The sequence below is a fragment of the Listeria goaensis genome (genome assembly GCF_900186125.1).
Lineage (GTDB): Bacteria > Bacillota > Bacilli > Lactobacillales > Listeriaceae > Listeria > Listeria goaensis.
Window position 1 is genome coordinate 1 of the sequence record NZ_FYBQ01000016.1, and the last position, 20333, is coordinate 20333.

The window sequence follows — 20333 nt, forward strand, 5'->3', positions numbered from 1 at the left end:
TTTCGCGAAAATAATACTGGGAAGCTTGAATCGCTTGCCCGTCTAAGAAATAATCCGCCGAATAACGAAAGGCGCTTGCTTGTACGGCTTGAATACGAGCACGCATGGTGGCATTGGCCTTTTGTAAGGCTTCTTGAAAGGCACGTACTTCGGCAATACTAATCCGGCTCATGAGGACAACGCCTTTCGAAGCTCGGCTTGTTGCGCCTCTAGCTCTCGTAAGGTCTGATAAGGTTCCCCGCCGCTTGCCTCCCGTAAGTCGCTGGCATGGGTCCGCAGTTCGCTTTCGCTAATTCGAATTTTAATCATGTTCATCACCTCTTGGTTGTTTTATAAATGCATCCATTTTCATTATAACACGTGGAAGTTATAATTTAGCAAATTGCATTCAAACTCAAAGAAACGAGACTGGGACATAAATGAAAAATAAGAAAAAATCCAGTAAAATCCATTTTCAAAAATGGCATAATTACTGGATTTTTTGCTTGTCTATTTTCCTTTTTTATGGAACAAAGTCTAACTATGCCCCAAACTCGTTTTCTCGCTTCTTTTAATTCTTCGAGCCGCTCAGCGCAATTCCTTCACTAAATTGTTTCTGGAATATTAAGAATGCAATGATGAGTGGAATAATCGCTAGGAATGAACCCGCCATAATGAGTGGATAATTCGTTGCATACTGCCCACTTAATGAAGCAAGTCCGGCGGAAAGCGTCATTTTATCGGTAGATGTGTTGACAATTAATGGCCAAAGTAGCGAATTCCAGCCATATAATAGTGCGAAAATTGCCAAGGACACTAAGGCAGAGCGCGAAAGCGGCAAAATAATGCTAAAGAAAACCCTGATGCGCGAGCAGCCATCAATAATGGCCGCCTCCTCAATTTCTTTTGGAATCGTCATGAAGAACTGCCGGAGTAAAAACGTTCCAAAGGCTGAAAACAATCCGGGAATAAATAGCGCCGGAATGGTGTTGAGTAAGTTCATGTTTTGGATAATCAAATATTGTGGAATAAGGAAAATTTGAGCAGGTACCATTAAAACCGACAAGATTAAAATAAATAGCGCATTTTTAAACGGGAAATTAATTCGCGCGAAGGCGTAGGCGGCCATGGCACAAAGGAAAACTTGGCCGATTGTAATGACTGCGGTCGAAACGAATGTATTTAAATAGAACTTCCCGAACGGAAAAATGACAAAGATGTCTTTATAATTGTGCCATTGCCATTCACTTGGGAAAATGGTCGGCGGAATGGCAATGGATTCTGCCGTCGTCTTTAGTGATGTCATAATCATCCAGAAAAAGGGGAAAACCATCATAAAGGCCCCGAGAATCAACAATAGATGGACAAGCCATTTTTTGGAATAGCGATTTTTAAGCACGTTTTCCACTCCTTTACTGGTAATGAACCCATTTTTTTTGTAGGCCAAAGTTAACTACGGTAATCACTAGCGTTAACATGAGTAGCACGACTGTAATTGCGGCACCATAACCTTTGTCATTCAAAATAAAGGCATTTTTGTAGAAAAGGTAGGCGAGTGATTGCACGTCTTGAAGTGCTGGATTTGTTTGGCTGTACATTAGGAAAATTAAATCATACACCTGAAGGGCTGAAATGAGAGATGTAATTAAATTGAAAAACATCGTTGGTGTTAAAAGCGGCAGTGTAATTTTGAAAAATTTGCGTATTGGTCCTGCCCCGTCCATTTCAGCGGCTTCATAAAATGTTGTTGGCACGCCTTGTAAGCCTGCTAAGTAAATCACGATGGATGTGCCGAGCGAACTCCAAACGCCAACAATGATGAGCGCTATCATCGCGGTATTCGAATCCGTTAGCCAAGCTGGGCCATCTATGCCAAATAGGCCTAGGAATTGGTTGATAATCCCGTATTGTGAATTGAACATCCACTTCCATATCATCGCGACGGCGGACGTCATGGTCACGGCGGGTAAGAAATAGATCATCCGGTAGGCCGTGACGCCTTTAATTTTATTGTTGAGTAGCGTCGCAATGAAAATGGAAATCGCCATTGCAATTGGTACTGTGAAAATAGCATACGTTAGCGTATTCTTTAGCGCTTTCAACACTTCTGGATCGGCAATCATTTTTTTATAATTAGCAAGGCCAGTAAAATTGTAGCCGCCAAACATGCCCCACTCCGTAAAGGAATAAAATACGCTTTGAACCATTGGTATCAAGTAAAAAATGAGTAGCCCCAAAAAAAGCGGACCAACAAAAAATAAGGCAGATAGCATATCTCTTTTCTTATATTTTTTCACAGAAAGTGTTTGTTTTGCCATGCTTATCAGTCCTTATTCATTATTTGTTTAATAGCGCGTTCGCTTTATCTGCGAGTTCTTTGCAGGCGGCTTCAATGCTCTCCTCACCTGTCCATGCTTTCGAGAGAACGTCACTTTCAATTGCGATGGCCGCGGAGCTGTTTTTTGTATTTGGTAGTGGCACCGCATAATCAACCGCTTCTGTGAAAACTTTTAAATTCTTATCCGGATAGGCATTAATCCATGCATCAGCTGCACCTTGGTACGCTGGAATAACAACGCCTGATTCGGCTACTTTTTCACTTGCTTCTTTTGTGGATAAAAATGCGACCCAGCGCTTGGCGGCATCTTCATTTTTTGTCCCTGCTGAAATGACATTCGCGAGTGAGTTGGAAGTTGTCGCGCGCGTCTTCCCTTTTGGAAGCGGAGCTACGTCAATGTTATCTTTTCCATATTTTTCCTTAAAAATAACGGGTACCATGTAAGAACCTTCGACCGACATTGCAACTCGGCCATTAAGGAGCAACTCGGACCCTGTTGTCCCTGCCATATCTTTTAGTGGGGTTGCTGAGCCATTTTTTGTAAAACTGTACCAAAAATCAACGCCATCAATGGTCGCTTGATCTGAAAAGCCTGATTTCTTTCCTTTATCCACAAATGGGCTTCCTTCATTTTGATAAATGGTGTCATAATAGCCGCCTTGCCAAGTGAGTGGCGCTGCTAAGCCATAAATATTCTCATCTGCTTTTGTAAGCTTTTTCGCTGCATCTTGCCACGTTGCCCATGTCCAAGTGTCGTCGGGATAGCTTATTCCTGCATCATCAAACATTTTTTTATTGTAAAAGAGAGCATTTGTATCAAAATCTTTTGGTACGCCGTATAATTTTCCGTCTTTTGAATAAGCTTTTAAGTATTGTTCAGGAATTTTATCTTTATCAAATTTCACATCGTCAACTGGCATTAAAACGCCGTTGTTAATGTAATCTGGCGCTCGTGGGATATTGACCCAAAATACATCTGGCGCATTTTTTCCCGTGATGGCCGTTTCCAGTTTAGTAAAATATTGTGCAAAGGGTGTAATTTCAAATTTCACCTTTACATCTGGATTTTCTTTTTCAAAATCTTTTGCAATTTCTTGATAAACGGGTGCTTGTTCTTTATCCCAAAGTGCATACGTGATGACTTTCTGATCACTTCCGCTGCCGTCGTCACTACTGCTTCCTCCTCCACACGCCACAAGTACTAGGCTTAAAAGTAATACAGCTAAAGCAACTGCCCAACTTTTTCTTTTCATGTTAAAATAACCCCTTTCCTTTTTGTTATGGTTGGTTAATATGTAATCCGCTTCACCTTGCGAAAGATGCGGCGGATAACTTCTCCTTCTAGGGCGTTAATTTACTTGCTCGATGTCCACATTTCCACTGCCATAATTTTTGCCGCCACCTCCGCCGCTGCCCCCACATGCTGCGAGTGTTGAACTTAGAAGCAACATCACTAACACAATTGTCCATCCTTTTCTTTTCATCTCAAAATCGCTCCTCTCATTTTTTATAACAAGCTAATATATAATCCATTGCCTGGCTCGCATCTCTTGAAAGTTGCAATGGGTTCTCCCTATACGGGGTTAATTCACACGTAAGAGGGCCGTCATAACCAATTGTTTGAAGGGACTCCATAAGTTTCGGCCAGTTCATGTCGCCTGCGAGTAAGCCTGTGAAACCATGAATATTGCCAATAACTTTTGAGAAATCTTTAATATGCACTTTTTGAATGCGGCTCCCTAAAATAGCAACCCACTGCTCTGGATAAGCAAATTGCAACACATTTCCAGCATCAAAATATACTTTTACATTCGGATCGCCAATTTCATCAATAAACCGCTTCATTTCCAGCGGACTAAGCAGAAATTTATTCCACACATTTTCCACGCCAATGACAACGCCTTTTTCCTTCGCATACGGGGCCAGTTCAAGGAGCGCTTCTTTTGCTCTCTCGTAGCAAGTCGCATAATCAGCGTCCTCTGTCACAACGCCGGGAACAATTAAAACCGTATCGCCACCTAGAATGTGGCATGCATCAATCATTTTTCTAGCAATCATTTTGCCTTTTTCCCGCACTTTCTCATCATTAGCATTTAAAGGATACGACCAATGAAGCGCTGTAGCCACGCTTGAAATCGGTAGCGCAAATTTCTCTGACAGATTTTTTAACCCCAAAAGTTCTTGTTCTGTCGTTTCAGTCGTTAAAATTTCTGTATCTACAAGGCCCAGTTCATCCGCGAAGTTCGCGTCGGCATGCGCATCCGCCATGTTTAGCTCGATTGTTTCAAAACCTGCTGCCTTTGCTTCTTGGAAAATTTCATTCCTCGTGAGCGTTGTTGGTAAACACCAACTATTGATTCCCTTCCTCATCTTATATCCTCCCAGTAAATCAGTTTCTCCTGTTCAATGGAAGCGTAAGCCATTTTTGTGAGCAGCACCGTGAATCTCCCTGCAGCGCCTGGTACTGGCGACGGTAAATCTTCATCAACCGCTTTTTTAAACGCTTCTAGCATGAGAAAATCCATATCTGTTTCATAATAGTCAAAATGAATTGGCTTTTCTTCCGTATAGCGAAGGCCCTTGCGGCCAAAGCCATCAACATGGACGTAACCATTTTCCGTGACTAGCGCAAGCGATGCATCGCCCCAAACGGGATAGGCTTCTGGACGGTTCCAAGATGTGTCTAAGCTCATGAAAACGCCGTCTTGAAAGCGGATATGAAGTAGCCCCGTATCTTCCACGGCAGCCCCTTCCGTCCAATTCTCACTTGTCGCAAAAACACTTTCAATTTTAGGTTGAAACAGCGCATAAACCATATCTGCCATATGAATGGTGTGGTCGATAATGGCACCGCCGCCTGACAATTCGGGTTCAGTAAACCAGCCGCCCGGATTTTTCCCATGATTCGTCGCATCAATTGCGAGCACGCGTCCGATGTTTCCGGCATCAACATTTGCTTTAAGCTCCTGCATTACCTTGGAGAAGCGAACGGGGTGTGCCACCATCAATTTGACTTTGGAACTTTCGCACGCAAGAATCATCTTGTCAGCTTCCGAAACGGATAGCGCCATCGGTTTTTCCACGATGACATGTTTCCCGTACATGGCTGATGCCACCGCATAATCAGCGTGAAACGCATTTTCCGAACAAATTAAAACTGTATCAATGTCGCTTTTTAGCAAACGATTTAACTCTTTAAATGCCGGCAATTTGTGGCGCTTGCAGAACTCCGCAAGCCGGCTGTTATTCCTATCAAACGCGCCAACAATTTCAACATCAAGCGTTCGCAAATGTTTCACGTAGCTCTCGGCATGCATGTGTGCCGTCCCAATAATGCCTATTTTCAAAACGACAACCTCCTTAAATCTATTACTTTTTCAGATAAAATCAGTTCAAACAACTGTCTTCCTTGCGCACTAGGCACCCTATGATCCTTGACGGATTCAGTATTTAAAAAGTTCGAATAAAAAGCATTTTCCGTAGTCGTGTCAAATTGGAACAGTCCCTCTAGGCCGGCAATTTCAAATTTCTTGATTTTCGATGAATTATGGCCACTAAAATCCAGCATGACATTAAAATGCGCCCGATTTCCCCACTTTCCCGTTACGAGAAAGACCGTTTTATCTTTACCGATACTCGAAAACATAATTTCAGCCTCGCCTTCTTGAATCCCCTTCATAAAAGCATAGACTTCTTCAATCCGTACTATCCGCGCCGTCTCTTCCGCAATTGGTTCCACTAGAAAATACCGAAAAAACGTAAGTTGCCCCAACTTCTTTGCCCTCGCAAGTTTCACTGCTAAACGCTCTTCGTTTTCCAACATCATCCCTCCACACGTATAATTTTATTTTCTTTAATGGCCTCTTCCGCTGCAATGACAAGCCTCGATACAGATGCACTGCTTCCCAAATTGGAACGCGGTTTTGCCCCACTTTCAATACACTTTAAGAAATCTAGCAACATTTCATCGTCACCACCGCCGTGGCCAGCCAGTTCTGGTACATGAATCATGGTTTGCTCCGAATTCAAGCGGTCGTTTATCACAATTTCATTTCGCTCATCATCGAAATATAGCTCTCCTTTTGTACCGAAAAACTGAAACTCGCGTCTGTAGAACGCCGAAAATTGGCATAATGAATAGGTCAATTTCGTATTATTCTGATAAAGAATTAAAAGCGCTTGATGGTCATCTACATTTACACTAGAATCAAATACGCAATCATCTGGCCAATCTTTTTGCCACTCGATATTTTTATATTTTTTTATGTTTAAGAGGCTTTCCTCGCAGCTCCATTTGATTTGACAAGTTTGGCAATGCAATTTTTTTTGTAAGGGCGCGCCAAATTTTTCCTTCGCTCCCCTTTCTCCAAAAACTTCTAATCCACCGAGCCCTGAAACTTGCACGGGTTCAGAGTTTATCAACCAGTTCAAAATATCTAAGCTGTGCGTTGCTTTTTGCAAAAGCAAGCTACCAGAACGCGCTTTATCGCGGTGCCAGTCGTGAAAAAAAGCATAGCCGCCGTAATGAATATGATCCGTGCCGTTCACGAGCCAAATGCGGCCAATCGTTCCCGCGGCAAGGATTTGCTTCACTTTATAATAAAGCGGCGCATATCTGAGGACGTAACCTACAAGAAAAACCCCTTGAAAACGCGCAAGTGCAGCTTCGATTTCTTTTACTTTTTCAAGGGACACTTCAAGTGGCTTTTCACATAAAATGTGCTTCCCAGCCTGCGCCGCTTTTATTACCAATTCTGCATGTGTGTCATCAGGCGTCGCGATAAAAACCGCCTCAACCTCTTTATTTTGGAGTAAATCTTCGTAATTTGTGTAGGCTTCCACATCGAAATCTTCAAATAGCACAAACTTTCTTTCGTCCGCATCTGAAATGGCCACAAGTTCAAAATCAGGATGTGGTATGATGGAATGCAAGACAAACTTGCTTCCGCGATTCCCGAGACCAACAACTCCAAATTTCACTCCCACATTTATCTTCCTTCCCCGTCTTCACGCAATTTTGTTTCGAGCGCCTGAATGGATCTGGCATATTCGCTCGGGCTAAGCCCAGTCTGTTTTTTGAAGCTGTTCGAAAAATAATGCACCGAATCGAAGCCTAGTTTTTGTGCAATTTGCGTAAAGGTATGATTGTTTTCTCGAATACATTTTTTCGCTTCTTCCATTTTTAACATTTTAAAAAAATTCATTACTGTGTAGCCTGTTTCTTTTTTAAAAATCGTTTTTAAGTACGTCTTGCTGAAAAAGAACGCTTGGCAAATGTCGTCTAAACAAAGATGCCCGTATAAATTGTCATTCATAAATTGAATAATGTCGTTTACAATTGATTTCTCAAACTTTTTTTTGGTTGCTATACTAATTCTTTTTTGATTAACATTGGTCGTTTCATCGCGAATCAAGCGGATTAAAAACTGCTCTAAATAAATGTACAGCATTTGCTCGGCGCCAATTCGCGGGTGATCCAGCCGCGTTTCTTTTAAATAAAGTCGACCTAGTTCGGGTTTAAATACACCTTTCGCTTCTTGTAACATTTTCGCAAGCAGTTCTCGCTCACCAGTTGCAAGACGCATGATTTTATTTTCAAAAAAATGCATTCCTTCTGAGCTGCAGACGAAGCTTACAACAAGAACATTCGGTGCAGTAATCCCGTTTGCCCATAAATTATGAAATTCATTTGGCTTATGGAAAATAATGTCGCCTTCTTTTAATTCATAACCTTCCTTATCTGCTGAAACTTCTAGCTCGCCTTTATCGACATAGACCATTTCCCAAAAATCATGTTTCTCCCCAGCATACAAATAGTTCTTAGAAAACTCGAAATAGTAAACGGTTACAATACTCTCCACATTAAGCAATCGCTTCATCGGCTCAAGTGTCATTAAGAAATCACTGTTTATCATTTCCAGAAGCCTCCCTTGGCTTAATTTGATTATTACAGGCAAAAAGCAATCTGAAAAGCCTCTTTTTAACATTTAGTCTTTTTTTATAAAATTTGTGTCTTTGATTCTAAATATCACAATATCACTTCCTGTGTAAGGTATTAGTACAATCACTTTCTTGTTTTAAAAAAGCAAGTTTGTGAAATACAAATCAAAACGGAGGCTTTATCATGCTAAAAGTTGGTCTTGTTGGGCTCGGTTTTATGGGGCACGCTCATTTGCAAAATTACATACGTCTAATGGATGAAGGGTTCCCAGTTGAACTTGTCGCAATTTGTGATGTTGATAAAACCAAACATAGCGGTGCACAAGTAGAAGGAAATCTGGAAGTTCACGGCAAACAAATTGACTTCTCAAAATTCCGTTTTTATTCCAGCTTAAAAGAAATGGCCGAAAAAGAAGACTTGGACTATGTAGATTTATGTTTACCTACCTATCTTCATGCGAGAGAATCAGTTCTTGCGATGTCGCTCGGCTTGCATGTTTTTTGCGAAAAACCAATGGCCATCTCAAAAGCTGCCTGCGAAGAAATGATTCAAGCTGCGAAAAAATATGACCGCAAACTAATGATTGGCCAAACGCTTCGTTTCTTCCCTAGCTATCAATATGTGAAAGAAACTATCGAGAGCGGTCGCTACGGCAAAGTTGTAAGCGCTTCATTCTTCAGGGGTGGCGGAACACCAAAATGGTCGTTTGAAAATTGGTTGCTGCAAAAAGATAAATCAGGTGGCTGCTTACTCGATCAGCATATCCATGATGTTGACACCATCAATTGGCTATTTGGCAAGCCCGAAGCTGTTTCCACAACTGGCAAAGTGATTTTCAAAGGGAGTGGCTACGATATCGTTTCCTCGAACTACCACTATGCCGACGGAAAAGTCGTAAACGCACAAGATGACTGGACAATAAACGGCGAGTTCGGCTTTGAAATGCGCTACCGCATTAACTTTGACACAGGAACAATTATTTTAGAAAACGGCATTTTAACAGACTACCCAGAAGAAGGGGAAAAGTTTCAGCCAGCCATTAATAAAGAAGACGGCTATTATTTAGAGATTAAACATTTCGCCGACGCACTTTTAAATGGTCGCGACCCTAGCCTAGCAGTCCCACTTGAAAGCGCAAAAGAAACGATTAGCATCGCAGAACATGAACAAGCTTCCGCGGATTTAGGCGGCGAAAAAATCTCATTGTAGCACACTAGACCAATATACGTATAATCTTATACATCGTTTCTCCACATTTTCTCCACAAACTATACCAATTCCCATTTTCAGTATACGGCAATAAAAAAAGGAAGCCAAGACTTTTGATTATCTTGGCTTCCTTTTATATATGTGTAAGTATATTTTCGGTCAGCTTTTGAAGTGCTAATTCAGCCTTTTCAGCAGAATCTTCAACCACTTGAAAATAAATTTTACATTTTGGTTCTGTTCCCGAAGGGCGAATAAATGCGCGTTCACCGTTTACAAAATCAAATTGCAACATATTCGTTTTTGGCAGCCCTAAATTGCCGCTTGCAAAATCAATTTTTTGTACGACATTTGGAAAAACGGTTTCTTTACGCAATCTTGTCAATAATTCATTCATTTTGTTTGTGCCATCTTCACCTTCAAAGGCCAAATTCGTTAGCGCTTCTTTATGATAACCAAATTCATCATAGAGCCTATCCAAAACGGTTAAGAGCGACATGTCTTTTTCTTTGAAATAAAGCGCCATTTCTGCTGTTAAAAGCGCCGCCTGAATCGCATCTTTATCGCGTACAAATGGCGCAACTAAATAGCCGTAGCTTTCTTCATAACCGAATAAAAAGTGTTCACCTGTTTTTTCAAAGCCAGCAATTTGTTCGCCGATAAATTTAAAGCCAGTTAGCGTTTCAACGTGCCGTGCGCCGTAATGGTCAGCCATTTTCCGTCCTAAATCGTTCGTCACAACGGTAGTCACCAGGACATCATTTTCGCTTACTTCGCCTTTTGCGGCAAGAAGATAGTGCAGCATGAGCGCCCCTAATTGGTTCCCCGTCAAAATTTTGTATTCGCCATCGTCCAAAACAGCTACACCAAGTCGGTCTGCATCAGGATCAGTCGCCAAAACAATATCAGCATTTTGTTCCTTCGCTTGTTTGAAAGCTAATTCAAAACTGGCTAATTCTTCTGGATTCGGCGAGACAACTGTCGGAAAACGGCCGTCTGGCTTGGCTTGTTCGGGGACTAGCGTGAGGTTTTTGAATCCGGCATTTTTAAGTCCTTCTGTAACGAGCTTTAGGCCGCTTCCGTGCAGCGGGGTATAAACGATTTTCAAGTGGCTTCCAAAATCCGTAATGAGATTTGGACGGTGCGTCACCACCTGAACGTTTTTTAAATACGCCTCGTCAATCGAATCCCCTACACATGAAATCAGTGGGCAATCGGCCGCTTCGACCGGTATCGCAAATAAATCTGCCTTTTCTTCCATAAACTGCATAATGCGATTCGCGGCTTCTAGCGTAATTTGGCAACCCGTTTCGTCGTACACCTTAAAGCCGTTGTAAGCTGCCGGGTTGTGACTTGCCGTTATCATAACGCCCGCTGCCGCTTGAAATTCGCGCACCATGAAGGAAAGTTCTGGCGTCGGTCGCAATTCTTCGGATAAAAAAACGGGGATATCTGATGCCGCTAAGACGCGGGCGGTTTCAAGAGCGAAATCACGCGAATGAATTCGCGAATCGAACGAAATCGCAACGCCTTTTTGCCGCCCGCCCGTTTCACGCAAATATTCTGCCAGTCCGCTTGCCGCGCGACGAATGGTATAAATATTAATCCGATTGGGCCCAGCCCCCATTTTACCGCGCATTCCACCCGTACCAAATTCTAGATTCCGATAAAACTGGTCGTGCAAGTCGCGACTTGTTTTCAAATCGTTTTCAAGTTCCGCTGGCAGTTTTGCGTTCTGCCATCTCGAAAGCTCTACTTCGCTAAACATGACGTCCGCTCCAGATGTTCTAACAAATCGCTAATTTTCATTTCACAGCCAGCCATCGAAGTATCTGCTACGCCGTAATACATTTTAAGCAGGTCGCCCTCCTGAATCGTGCCGCATGCAAAAACTACATCGCCGAAAAAGCCGTTCTTTTCATATTCCGCAACAGGTTCTAAGAATGGTTCTGTTGTTCGTTTTAAAACAATAGACGGGTCGTTTAAATCGAGTAGCGCCGCGCCCATAACATAACGGTGCCCTTTAGTTGCCCCGTGGTATAAAACAAGCCAGCCGGCCTCCGTTTTAATCGGCGTACAACCGCCTCCAACACGACCATCATCGTAACTATTTTGGCGAACACCAATCAGGCGTTTATGGTTCCCCCAGTTGACTAAATCTGGCGAAGAAGCTAACCAAATATCAAGCTCGCCGATATTTTTTGCACTGGGACGGTGCAACGCATAATAACTGCCGTTAATTTTCTCAGGAAAAAGAAGAACGTCTTTATTTTCAGGCGCAAAAATATTGCCTTTGTAGTCATACGTTTTGAAATCTTTTGTTGTGACTAGCGCATCGGCCACGCCGCATTCTGAAACCGCGCTAAAGGTGATGTAGTAAGTATCTTCCATCTGCATCACACGTGCATCTTCAATGCCAAACGTTTGATATTCATTAAACGGATATAAAAACGGCTCTTTGTCGAGCGTGAAATGATGCCCATCTTTACTGCGAGCAATTCGAATGTAGGAAATCGATGTTAAATAAATGAAACCGCCTAAATGATCTTTATGGCGAATCATACGTGGGTCATCAAAATTATAGGTTGGGTCATTTTTATCAAAAGAAACGCGCTCCAATTTTTGCTCCTGAACGTTAAAATAAGGCGCAACGACTTCATTTTCATGCGTCGCAATTGGTTTTTCAGCTACGCGAAGGAGAAGGAGTGTTTCATCTCCGTATTTCGCTACACCACCATTAAATGCACCGATAACTTCATAGCCATCATGATACGGTACAACATCAAGTGGTGTAATCAAAGGATTCTCTTCATAACGATAAATATTCATGTTTTATATTCCTACTTTCTTAAAAGGGTTATCAAGTTCTAAATACTGCGCACTAGCATCACTTATGCCAGCATATAAAATCGCGTTCTCATTTTGAAACACAAGACCACCACTAAAAACAACGTCGACTAAATCAGCGCGTTTAGCAGGACTTTCTATAAAATCTGACCGCTCCGCAATGATTTTCGGCCTGCAAATCGTATCGTCCTCCAGCCAAAAAACAAGCGGATAATAATGGCGATTATTTTCTTCATCAAAAAAAGCAATATGACCTAAAACGGCAATTTCACCCGTTTCAAGTTCGTAAATTTCGTTCGCGCCGCCCCAGTCCTCGTTGCTGAAATTGCCATTTAAAAGCGGCGCCGCTTCGATACGCGCTATCGTCAATTCATCTAACGAACGAATTCGCAACTGTCCAATTTTCCCACGACCGCCTTTTTCACCTTGCGGCCGTGTCAAAACCATAATTTCACCATTATGAAGCTGTTTCAAGCGCAAGTCTTTCATGCCATTTGGTCCTGAGAAAAACAAAGTCATTTCATTTAAAGCCTTTACGCTATAAAAATTCGTGCGCCAGCTCAGTTTTGTGGCATCTTCAGGACTTGGAAATGTTTCAACGCCGCCTAAAATGAGTTCCCCATCAATAAATGTCATAAATGGATCTTGAAGTTCAAGCTCCGTCGCGCCTTGAATCCGCTTGTACGTCGTCAAATCGATTTCTTCAAAAAAGGCAATGAACGACGCCTCACTATCGCGTTTTTCAACCCTCCCAGCAATCATTTTGCGCCCTTCGAGTTGAAACGGCGCGGTAATATTGTAAACATCAAATCCATCAACACCCAAAAATGTGATTTTTTTGCTATCGCCAACTTTTTTTGTTTTTCTGGATACTTCTAATAATTCACGTGCACTTTGCATTTTACGCCTCCAACTCTATCACTACGCCGCTAAACGGACTTACAATAAAATAATTTTCACTTTGCATCGCTTCGCCGAACGCCAATTTCCCACTCTTTTTAATAGAAAAATCCGTTTCGCCAAAGTTTGCCACAAATAAATAGCGCCCACGCACATATTGAATCGCGTCTTCCTCCAAAACAAGCTTTTTATACGCTTCCGTTTGAAAACCCGCTTGTCCTCGGAATTCCAGCAGACGTTTATAATAGCGGAACATCTCCAATTTATCCAAATCGGTTTCATTTCTTCCTAAAATCCAAGGTTTCCCTTCCGAAAATGACTTCCCGTCTGCAAACAGCATCGGACCACGCCCTACATCGCGCGTTTTTTGATTTGCCACCTCTAGCGCAGACTGCTCGCTCGCCCCGTCTTGAAGCGCCAAATGATAAGCTTGCATCCCTTGAATATCTCGCAATTCGTGAATGGCTCCAAAAACTTGGTTTCGCATGCCCACTTCCTCGCCATTATAAATAAACGGAATTCCCCGCGCCGTCAGCATGAGGAACGCCAAAAGCTTCGCCACACTTCTATTTTCATTCGCTAAGCGCGACATCAAGCGCCCCATATCGTGACTCCCAAAAAACAACGTTGGCAACCGCTCAGGAAGCACTTCTTCCATACGCACTAATTCATCAAAGATTTTCGTTACAGCCAATTTTTCAATGCTTCCGAAGTTAAAATTAAATGTAACGTCCAGCAAATCGTTTCGACTGTAGGACGCAATTTCGTTCAAGTCGTCCGAACTAATTTCACCAACCAAAAACACATCTGGCTTGCAAGCACGACAAAAGCTCGCTAGTTCTGCTATAACCGCCTGAACACCCGGCTGATTACGGTCAAACTTATGAATCATTTCGCCTAACTCGTCAAACGGGTTATCTGGAAACGTTGTGTCTACCGTTAAATTGTTAATCACATCAAACCTAAACCCAGCTACACCTTCCTCTAACCAAAACTGCAAAATTTGTTTCGCTTCTTGCATTACAGCCGGCTTCGTCCAATTTAAATCCACCTGCTCTTTCGCAAAACTATGATAATAATACGCATTTTGTTCGGCACTATACGTAAAAGCAGAACCACCAAAGAAGGACTCCCAATTGTTTGGCGCCTCCTTCCAAACATAGTATTCCGGATGCGCTTTAAACCAGCTATGATTAATCGCCGTATGATTCAAAACAATATCAATGATGACCGCCATACCATTTTGTTTGGCCGCCGTCATAAAATCGCGAAAGTCCGCCATTGTCCCGTAAATCGGGTCGACATTCATATAATCGGACACATCATAGCCATTATCAACTTGCATGGAAGGATAAAATGGCGTGAGCCAAAGTCCTGTCACACCGAGCTCCCGCAAATAAGGAAGTCGCTCTTTTAAACCAATAAAATCACCAAATCCGTCCGCATTCCCGTCACAAAATGACTTCATATAAACTTCATAAAACACACTTTTTTCAAACCAACGCATTGTCTTCCTCACTTTATTTCAATGTAAATTGCATGCCTTCTTGGAACTTTTTCGAGAAGCAGAGGAACAAAATAATAAGCGGAACAGTTAATAAAACAGAAGCCGCATACATTGGTCCTGGATACGTCCCGTAAGGTCCAAACATTTGGGAAATCAACACGTTTAATGTAACGGTTGAGTCGCTTTTTGAAACTAGCAAATCCCAAAGTAAATTCGTCCATCTATCCGTGAATAAAAATAGGAAAATAACGGTTGTGATAGATTTTGACATTGGCAGTACAATTCTAAAGAGAATTTTCAAGTCACTTGCTCCGTCTAAACGCGCCGCCTCAATGAGCGCATCTGGAATAGCTTTAAAGAAGTTTGTGTACATGAAAACGGCCCACAAACTAAGCGCAGTCGGAATAATCATTCCAGCGTAACTATCGAGCAAACCGACATTTGTAATCATTAAGAACTGTGGAATAAGTAAAATAATCGCTGGAAAGAACATTTGGAAGAGAATCGCATTATTAACAAAGTTTTTTCCCCGAAAATTGACTTTTGCAAGTGCATAGCCAACCGTCAAACCGAAGAGTAGCATGAGTCCTGTTGCGATAGTAGATACGATGACGGTGTTAATGAACGAATGAATCCACGGTGCTGGCGCCGCTGTTACTGCATCACCAAACAACCACTGCCACGAACGCAAGGAAAATTCTGTCGGAATGAGTTTTTTATCGACTTGATCCCATGCGGCAAACGAGTTAAGCACAAGGTAAATGAATGGATATACCATGATGAGCATAAGAAGCGTCGTTAAAATATAACGAATAATCTTCCCGCTTTTTCTATTACGTCCAACCATTTCGTTCACCCCATTTTTCTAAAAGTTTTTTAATAACGCCGATTGATGCAAACGTCACAACTGCCGCAATAAGCGAAATCGCTGACGCATAGCCAGATTTCAAGTTAATAAACGCTTGGTTGTAAATTTCCATCTGCCACGTATTGGTAGCAAAATTCGGTCCACCGCCTGTTAACTGGTAAACTTCTGTAAAAATACCAAAGCTCACACCAACAGCTAGGACAAGCACTGTAAAGAGTGCTGGATAGAGCATCGGTATGGTGACTTTCCAAAACGTGCGGAACCGACCGGAACCGTCCATTGCCGCTGCTTCATAAATTTCATCGTTAATACTCGCAAGCCCTGAAATTAAAATCAGCGCGTAGTACCCCGACATCTTCCAAGCAATCATTAATGAAATAATAAATAACGCTGACATCGGCGTTCCTAGCCAGTCAATATCCCAGCCAAGATTATTTCTTAAAAAGACATTTAACGGGCTGTTATAAGACAACAAACCTTTTACAATTAGGGATGTTACAACGCCAGAAGATAAATATGGCAGGAAAAAAGCAACTAAATAGAGGCCTTTAAACCGAGGTAATCCATTCACTAAGACGGCAACTAGCATTGATAAGATTAGCGCCATTGGAACAAACACAATCAAGAATTTATATGTGACGAAAAACGCTGCATGAACAGATGAACTCGTAAGCGCCTTTTTAAAATTATCAAGCCCAACAAAGTTTATGTCCGGGCTCATCATATTCCAATCCGTTAGCGAGAGCCAGATGGCCCACACTAACGGAATTAGAAAGAATATTGCGGTAAAGATGAGGTATGGGCTAGTAAAAAACCAGCCCAATTTATTATTTTTATTTTTCATCTTCAAGCACCTTATTAATTTGCTTACTCATATCGCTCCAAGCTTTCGCGCCTTTTTTCTCACCTTTTACAACTGGATTCCACGCTTCTTCTCCAATAACTTGTTGAATATCGTTGTAATCCGCGTTATCTATCGCTGGAATCGCATTTTTAACATTCGCTGCATATACTTCTAATTGCGGATTTTCTTTAAAGAACGCTTGGAATGTTTCGTTTTCCGTTGCATCGTCACGTGCTGGAATTAGGTTTGTTGTTTCAAGGAATTTCAAATCATTTTTGTCGTCACTATAAACGAATTTCAAGAAATCCATCGCTGCTTTTTGCTCTTCTTTTGTTGCACTTGCATAAAACACAATACCTTTTGCATCTGAATAAGTGGAAACATCTGTTGAATCTTTCATATTATCTGGCACAAGAGGTGTTGTAACTGTATAGTTTTCACCATATTTCAAGTCAGGATATTTTTCCTCCCAGTTTGGGAATGTCCAAGGTCCAAGATCCGTCATAATACTTGTTCCAGTTTCAAAAGGATCTGTTACTTCACCAGTCAACAGTAGTTTTTCGTTTGCTAGCGTACCCATGAAGTCAAGTAATCCTACGCCTGCTGTTTTATCGGCTACAAGTTTGTTATTTTCTACAAAAGCATTACCGTTCGATGCCGCGTTATAAAGCGGGAAGAAGTCGAACCAACGCATCCATGCAGTCGGATCGGACAAATCACCTTTTGCCCATAAAACTTGGTCAGGATATTTTGCTTTTAGTTTTTTCCCCACTTCAAGTGCTTCGCTATATGTTTTTGGCGGCTCTGAATAGCCAAGTTCTTTCAATGTATCTAAACGCCAACCGAATAAAATTGGGTTCGAGTATACAGGTAAGACGTATTGATTTTTATCCGAGAATGTCCAAGCTTTCATGCTTTCCGTCATATTTCTTTCTTTCACAACATCGTCATAGCCAGCCACTTTGTTAACAGGTAAAATCGCTTTACTGTCAGCTAATTGAGCCGCAAAACTACGGTTGATGTTTTCTGAAATGGTTGGAGCCGTTTTTGATGCGATAGCCGATTGGATAGTCGCTTCAGAAGACGGACTTTCTTTCATTTGAGTCACTTCTACTTTTACATCAGGATTTTCTTTTTCATAAGCTGTCGCCATTTCCTTCCAAAATTTCACTTGGGTAGGGTTTGGTGCTGCCCAAAAAGTTACTTTCGTTTTTCCATCATCATTGGCTTCGCTTCCACCTGATCCACAAGCGGCTAAAATCGAGCCCGCTGCCACGACACTAAGTGCTGCATAAACTAACTTTTTGAATTTCATTACTAACTCCTCCTACTTCAATAATTGTAAGCGTTTTATAAACAATTACATTATTGCATTACAATTTTGTAATGTCAACAATTACTTTTCTAATAAAACTTAATAAAAGTGCATAAAAACGATAAAATTTCAACACATATCAAAATCATTCATAAAAATACTTACAAAATTACATTCTCCTTTGCAAAAAAACTATTTTCTGGCTATAATAGAATTATTATGTCGTAAAAGAAGGAGCTTTTATGAAAAAAATTACGATGCAAGATATTGCTGATCGTCTTAACATTACGAAAAATTCTGTATCTCAGGCTCTCGGCAATAAAAACGGGGTAAGTGAAAAAACGAAACTAGCTGTTTTTAAAATGGCAGATGAACTAGGTTACCAATATAAGAAAGAAATTGCGCGCGAGGTCGTTAAAAAGAGATATGCTTTGCTTGCAAGTTCATTCGCGTTGGCGCAAAAGAGTTTTTTTGGGGAAATCATTGCGAGCATAAAAAATCAACTTTTAATTGAACAAGCTGAACTTTTTATTTTCCCAATTGGAGAAATCGAAGCTGAAAAAGGCATCTTGCCAATTGAGCTTGAAACCGAAGAGTGGTCGGGCGTTTTTCTACTTTCGCACATCAATACAGCCTATAGTTTGAAAGTCATAGAATTGAAACATCCCACCATCTTAATTGACCATCACCACCCGCACTTAAAAGCGGATGCAATTTTAACGCAAAATAAAGACGGCGCGTTTCTCGCCGTCGAACACCTTATCCAAAAACAACATGAAAAAATCGGTTTTCTAGGAGATATCCAGTTTTCTCCAAGCTATGCGGAGCGCTTCGAAGGTTATAAAATGGCACTCAAAACCGCAGAAATCCCCCTTAACCCTGCTTTTACAATCACGCGGATTAAAGAGGAACAAACTGCACTCTATAAAACGTTAGACCAGCTGGATGAGTTTCCAACCGCCTGGTTTTGCGTTAACTCAGGTCTCGGCTTTATTTTAAATACATACTTGCAGTCGAAAGGGTATACAATTCCACAAGACTTCTCTATTATTTGCTTTGATAACACCGAATTCACGGTTTTGAGCAATCCAAAACTGACAACGATGTGTACCAATCTAAGTGCAATGGGCGAAAAAGCCGTCGACCTCATGAACTGGCGTATTCGTCATTCAGAAAGCGAATTCGTCCAACTCTCCATTGCAACCGAGTTAATCGAACGCGATTCCGTGCAGATGTATACTAAAAAGAAAATCGCCCGAAAATAAAAAACAAGCATATATCCAGTAAAATCCATTTTTAGAAATGGCCTGATTACTAGATGTATGCTTGTTTATTTTACAAATTACTCGTCCTCTTCCACATGATGCGTCAAATGAAGCCGAATCGTCGCAAGCGTATAGCCGTAAAAATCATCGTCAAACTCTTCTTCCACGACGAAACCTTTACGCAAATAAAAATGGTACGCCGCGTCGTTTCCCCGCTCCACATTCACATACATCGGAAGTGGCAAATGAAACAGGCTCATACCCTCATCTAGGAGCCTCGTACCAAAGCCTTTTTGTTTTAAAGCTGGATCCAAATAAAACGCCGAAAGCTCGCTTTTGCCTTTGGCAAGTTCCACGAAATTCGCAAAGCCAATGACATCCCCTTCTTTTTCAATGACCGCAAAAGCCGTAGCGCCAATTCGATTTTTAAGCGTTTCCAAATTATAAAATTTATTTAAAAAATGATCTTGCACATCAACTGGAATAATATTTTCATACGTGTCGTGCCAAGATTTTTCTGCAATTTGCTGAATTGCTGCCGCATCTTCAAGCCTTGCCTTTCTAACGTTTACAGTCATTTTGAACACCCCTTTAAGATTTCGCTTCTCTTTCCATACCCTTTTTTTCTTGAAAAAAAACGCATTTAATGTTAACCTTTAAAAACAAAAGTTAACATTAAGGAGTGAACAATTTGCCTAATACAAAATTAAAATTTCTAATCGTAGACGCGCTTTTTGCCGTCATTATCGCGATTTTAGCTCAAATAGCTATTCCGCTTGGCCCCATTCCATTTACCGGCCAAACATTCGCAGTTGGGCTTGCCGCCACCATTCTAGGTGCCCGCCATGCCACAATTTCCGTCACCGTCTACATACTACTTGGCGCGTTTGGCATCCCGGTTTTCCAAGGAATGACAGCCGGACTTGGCATCATTCTAGGCGTCACCGGCGGATTTATTATTGGCTTCATCGGCAATGCCTTTTTGACCGGCTTTCTGCTCGACAAGTTTGGCTACACAAATTTGAATGCCGCCATCGCCAATATTCTCGGAGCTTTTGTGACGCTCCTGTTCGGCATGTTTTGGTTGCAAATTAGCGCAGGCATGACGCTTGGCGCCGCTTTTTTCACGGGCGTATTCCCGTTTATCATTCCAGGCATCATCAAAGCCGTTTTGGCCGGCTACATCGGACTTAAAATTCGCCGTCAGCTCATCAAAAGCAAACTCCTTCCTGACAACACGCCGAACACGAAGGAAACGCTCAACACTACACAGTCTAAATAATTCAAAATCCCCTTTTTCTCCCGTATAATAAAAATCAAATA

20 protein-coding genes are annotated in these 20333 nt (G+C 41.7%); 3 read left to right on the plus strand and 17 right to left on the minus strand.

Translation table 11 applies throughout. The features are described from left to right. Positions 1-550: 550 nt before the first annotated feature. The 9 genes from CFT42_RS13565 to CFT42_RS13600 form a co-directional block, all read right to left on the minus strand. The gene (locus tag CFT42_RS13565) at positions 551-1378 is read right to left on the minus strand and encodes a carbohydrate ABC transporter permease (RefSeq protein WP_088816401.1); all 828 of its coding nucleotides are present in this window, start codon (positions 1376-1378) and stop codon (positions 551-553) included. 13 nt (positions 1379-1391) lie between these two features. Then, positions 1392-2297, minus strand: coding sequence for a carbohydrate ABC transporter permease (locus CFT42_RS13570; protein ID WP_088816402.1), 906 nt, complete (start codon positions 2295-2297; stop codon positions 1392-1394). A 19-nt stretch (positions 2298-2316) separates the two neighbouring features. Beyond that, entirely contained in the window at positions 2317-3570 is a 1254-nt protein-coding gene (locus tag CFT42_RS13575) for an ABC transporter substrate-binding protein (protein WP_088816403.1), read from the minus strand. Positions 3571-3666: 96 nt separating this feature from the next. Next, positions 3667-3801, minus strand: a complete 135-nt coding sequence (locus CFT42_RS15070; RefSeq protein ID WP_255378443.1) for a hypothetical protein — start codon at positions 3799-3801, stop codon at positions 3667-3669. Positions 3802-3817: 16 nt separating this feature from the next. Next, positions 3818-4687: a sugar phosphate isomerase/epimerase family protein gene (locus tag CFT42_RS13580; RefSeq protein WP_088809400.1), complete on the minus strand. Its 870-nt coding sequence runs from the start codon at positions 4685-4687 to the stop codon at positions 3818-3820. Beyond that, complete coding sequence (locus CFT42_RS13585) at positions 4684-5664, minus strand: Gfo/Idh/MocA family protein (protein WP_088809401.1); 981 nt, start codon at positions 5662-5664, stop codon at positions 4684-4686. Before CFT42_RS13585 ends, CFT42_RS13580 begins: the two co-directional genes overlap by 4 nt. Next, positions 5661-6140 (minus strand): hypothetical protein, encoded by a 480-nt coding sequence (locus CFT42_RS13590; RefSeq protein WP_240310420.1) that lies wholly within the window; start codon positions 6138-6140, stop codon positions 5661-5663. Before CFT42_RS13590 ends, CFT42_RS13585 begins: the two co-directional genes overlap by 4 nt. After that, positions 6140-7297 carry a Gfo/Idh/MocA family protein gene (locus CFT42_RS13595; RefSeq protein WP_244169978.1) on the minus strand — a complete coding sequence of 386 codons (1158 nt, stop codon included), beginning with the start codon at positions 7295-7297 and terminating at the stop codon, positions 6140-6142. The genes CFT42_RS13590 and CFT42_RS13595 overlap by 1 nt, the downstream gene beginning before the upstream one ends. Positions 7298-7305: 8 nt before the next feature. Then, the gene (locus tag CFT42_RS13600; RefSeq protein WP_088816421.1) at positions 7306-8232 is read right to left on the minus strand and encodes an AraC family transcriptional regulator; all 927 of its coding nucleotides are present in this window, start codon (positions 8230-8232) and stop codon (positions 7306-7308) included. 209 nt (positions 8233-8441) lie between these two features. On the opposite strand from CFT42_RS13600, the gene CFT42_RS13610 reads away from it, so the two are divergent. Then, entirely contained in the window at positions 8442-9467 is a 1026-nt protein-coding gene (locus tag CFT42_RS13610; protein WP_088809404.1) for a Gfo/Idh/MocA family protein, read from the plus strand. Between the two features lie 133 nt (positions 9468-9600). On the opposite strand, the gene CFT42_RS13615 is transcribed toward CFT42_RS13610, so the two are convergent. The 7 genes from CFT42_RS13615 to CFT42_RS13645 are packed head-to-tail and all read right to left on the minus strand — an operon-like array spanning position 9601 to position 17745. Further along, complete coding sequence (locus tag CFT42_RS13615; protein WP_088816405.1) at positions 9601-11232, minus strand: phospho-sugar mutase; 1632 nt, start codon at positions 11230-11232, stop codon at positions 9601-9603. After that, positions 11217-12293 carry a BtaManbiosPhlase gene (locus tag CFT42_RS13620; RefSeq protein WP_088809406.1) on the minus strand — a complete coding sequence of 359 codons (1077 nt, stop codon included), beginning with the start codon at positions 12291-12293 and terminating at the stop codon, positions 11217-11219. Before CFT42_RS13620 ends, CFT42_RS13615 begins: the two co-directional genes overlap by 16 nt. A gap of 3 nt (positions 12294-12296) precedes the next feature. Next, positions 12297-13211 (minus strand): DUF1861 family protein, encoded by a 915-nt coding sequence (locus CFT42_RS13625; protein WP_088809407.1) that lies wholly within the window; start codon positions 13209-13211, stop codon positions 12297-12299. Position 13212: 1 nt separating this feature from the next. Continuing rightward, on the minus strand, positions 13213-14718 hold the full coding sequence (locus CFT42_RS13630; RefSeq protein WP_088816406.1) for an alpha-amylase family glycosyl hydrolase: 1506 nt from the start codon (positions 14716-14718) through the stop codon (positions 13213-13215). A gap of 13 nt (positions 14719-14731) precedes the next feature. Next, complete coding sequence (locus CFT42_RS13635; RefSeq protein WP_088809409.1) at positions 14732-15565, minus strand: carbohydrate ABC transporter permease; 834 nt, start codon at positions 15563-15565, stop codon at positions 14732-14734. Further along, positions 15552-16430, minus strand: a complete 879-nt coding sequence (locus CFT42_RS13640; RefSeq protein WP_088816407.1) for a carbohydrate ABC transporter permease — start codon at positions 16428-16430, stop codon at positions 15552-15554. Before CFT42_RS13640 ends, CFT42_RS13635 begins: the two co-directional genes overlap by 14 nt. Further along, complete coding sequence (locus CFT42_RS13645; RefSeq protein ID WP_088816408.1) at positions 16420-17745, minus strand: ABC transporter substrate-binding protein; 1326 nt, start codon at positions 17743-17745, stop codon at positions 16420-16422. Before CFT42_RS13645 ends, CFT42_RS13640 begins: the two co-directional genes overlap by 11 nt. 242 nt (positions 17746-17987) lie before the next feature. Here CFT42_RS13645 and CFT42_RS13650 point away from each other — a divergent pair, with 242 nt between their 5' ends. Next, positions 17988-19010, plus strand: coding sequence for a substrate-binding domain-containing protein (locus tag CFT42_RS13650; protein WP_088816409.1), 1023 nt, complete (start codon positions 17988-17990; stop codon positions 19008-19010). Positions 19011-19087: 77 nt separating this feature from the next. Here CFT42_RS13650 and CFT42_RS13655 read toward each other — a convergent pair whose 3' ends face one another. Next, positions 19088-19588, minus strand: a complete 501-nt coding sequence (locus CFT42_RS13655; RefSeq protein ID WP_088809413.1) for a GNAT family N-acetyltransferase — start codon at positions 19586-19588, stop codon at positions 19088-19090. Between the two features lie 113 nt (positions 19589-19701). Between CFT42_RS13655 and CFT42_RS13660 the strand changes: the two genes are divergently transcribed. Then, positions 19702-20292: a biotin transporter BioY gene (locus tag CFT42_RS13660; RefSeq protein WP_088809414.1), complete on the plus strand. Its 591-nt coding sequence runs from the start codon at positions 19702-19704 to the stop codon at positions 20290-20292. Positions 20293-20333 lie beyond the last annotated feature (41 nt).

Bases quoted from the DNA above. Each gene is read 5' to 3' on its own strand.
- CFT42_RS13620 (WP_088809406.1), bottom strand. From the start codon at position 12,293: ATGAATATTTATCGTTATGAAGAGAATCCTTTGATTACACCACTTGAT.
- CFT42_RS13615 (WP_088816405.1), bottom strand. From the start codon at position 11,232: ATGTTTAGCGAAGTAGAGCTTTCGAGATGGCAGAACGCAAAACTGCCA.
- CFT42_RS13630 (WP_088816406.1), bottom strand. From the start codon at position 14,718: ATGCGTTGGTTTGAAAAAAGTGTGTTTTATGAAGTTTATATGAAGTCA.
- CFT42_RS13635 (WP_088809409.1), bottom strand. From the start codon at position 15,565: ATGGTTGGACGTAATAGAAAAAGCGGGAAGATTATTCGTTATATTTTA.
- CFT42_RS13570 (WP_088816402.1), bottom strand. From the start codon at position 2,297: ATGGCAAAACAAACACTTTCTGTGAAAAAATATAAGAAAAGAGATATG.
- CFT42_RS13625 (WP_088809407.1), bottom strand. From the start codon at position 13,211: ATGCAAAGTGCACGTGAATTATTAGAAGTATCCAGAAAAACAAAAAAA.
- CFT42_RS13650 (WP_088816409.1), top strand. From the start codon at position 17,988: ATGAAAAAAATTACGATGCAAGATATTGCTGATCGTCTTAACATTACG.
- CFT42_RS13575 (WP_088816403.1), bottom strand. From the start codon at position 3,570: ATGAAAAGAAAAAGTTGGGCAGTTGCTTTAGCTGTATTACTTTTAAGC.
- CFT42_RS13640 (WP_088816407.1), bottom strand. From the start codon at position 16,430: ATGAAAAATAAAAATAATAAATTGGGCTGGTTTTTTACTAGCCCATAC.
- CFT42_RS15070 (WP_255378443.1), bottom strand. From the start codon at position 3,801: ATGAAAAGAAAAGGATGGACAATTGTGTTAGTGATGTTGCTTCTAAGT.
- CFT42_RS13655 (WP_088809413.1), bottom strand. From the start codon at position 19,588: ATGACTGTAAACGTTAGAAAGGCAAGGCTTGAAGATGCGGCAGCAATT.
- CFT42_RS13610 (WP_088809404.1), top strand. From the start codon at position 8,442: ATGCTAAAAGTTGGTCTTGTTGGGCTCGGTTTTATGGGGCACGCTCAT.
- CFT42_RS13600 (WP_088816421.1), bottom strand. From the start codon at position 8,232: ATGATAAACAGTGATTTCTTAATGACACTTGAGCCGATGAAGCGATTG.
- CFT42_RS13580 (WP_088809400.1), bottom strand. From the start codon at position 4,687: ATGAGGAAGGGAATCAATAGTTGGTGTTTACCAACAACGCTCACGAGG.
- CFT42_RS13645 (WP_088816408.1), bottom strand. From the start codon at position 17,745: ATGAAATTCAAAAAGTTAGTTTATGCAGCACTTAGTGTCGTGGCAGCG.
- CFT42_RS13590 (WP_240310420.1), bottom strand. From the start codon at position 6,140: ATGTTGGAAAACGAAGAGCGTTTAGCAGTGAAACTTGCGAGGGCAAAG.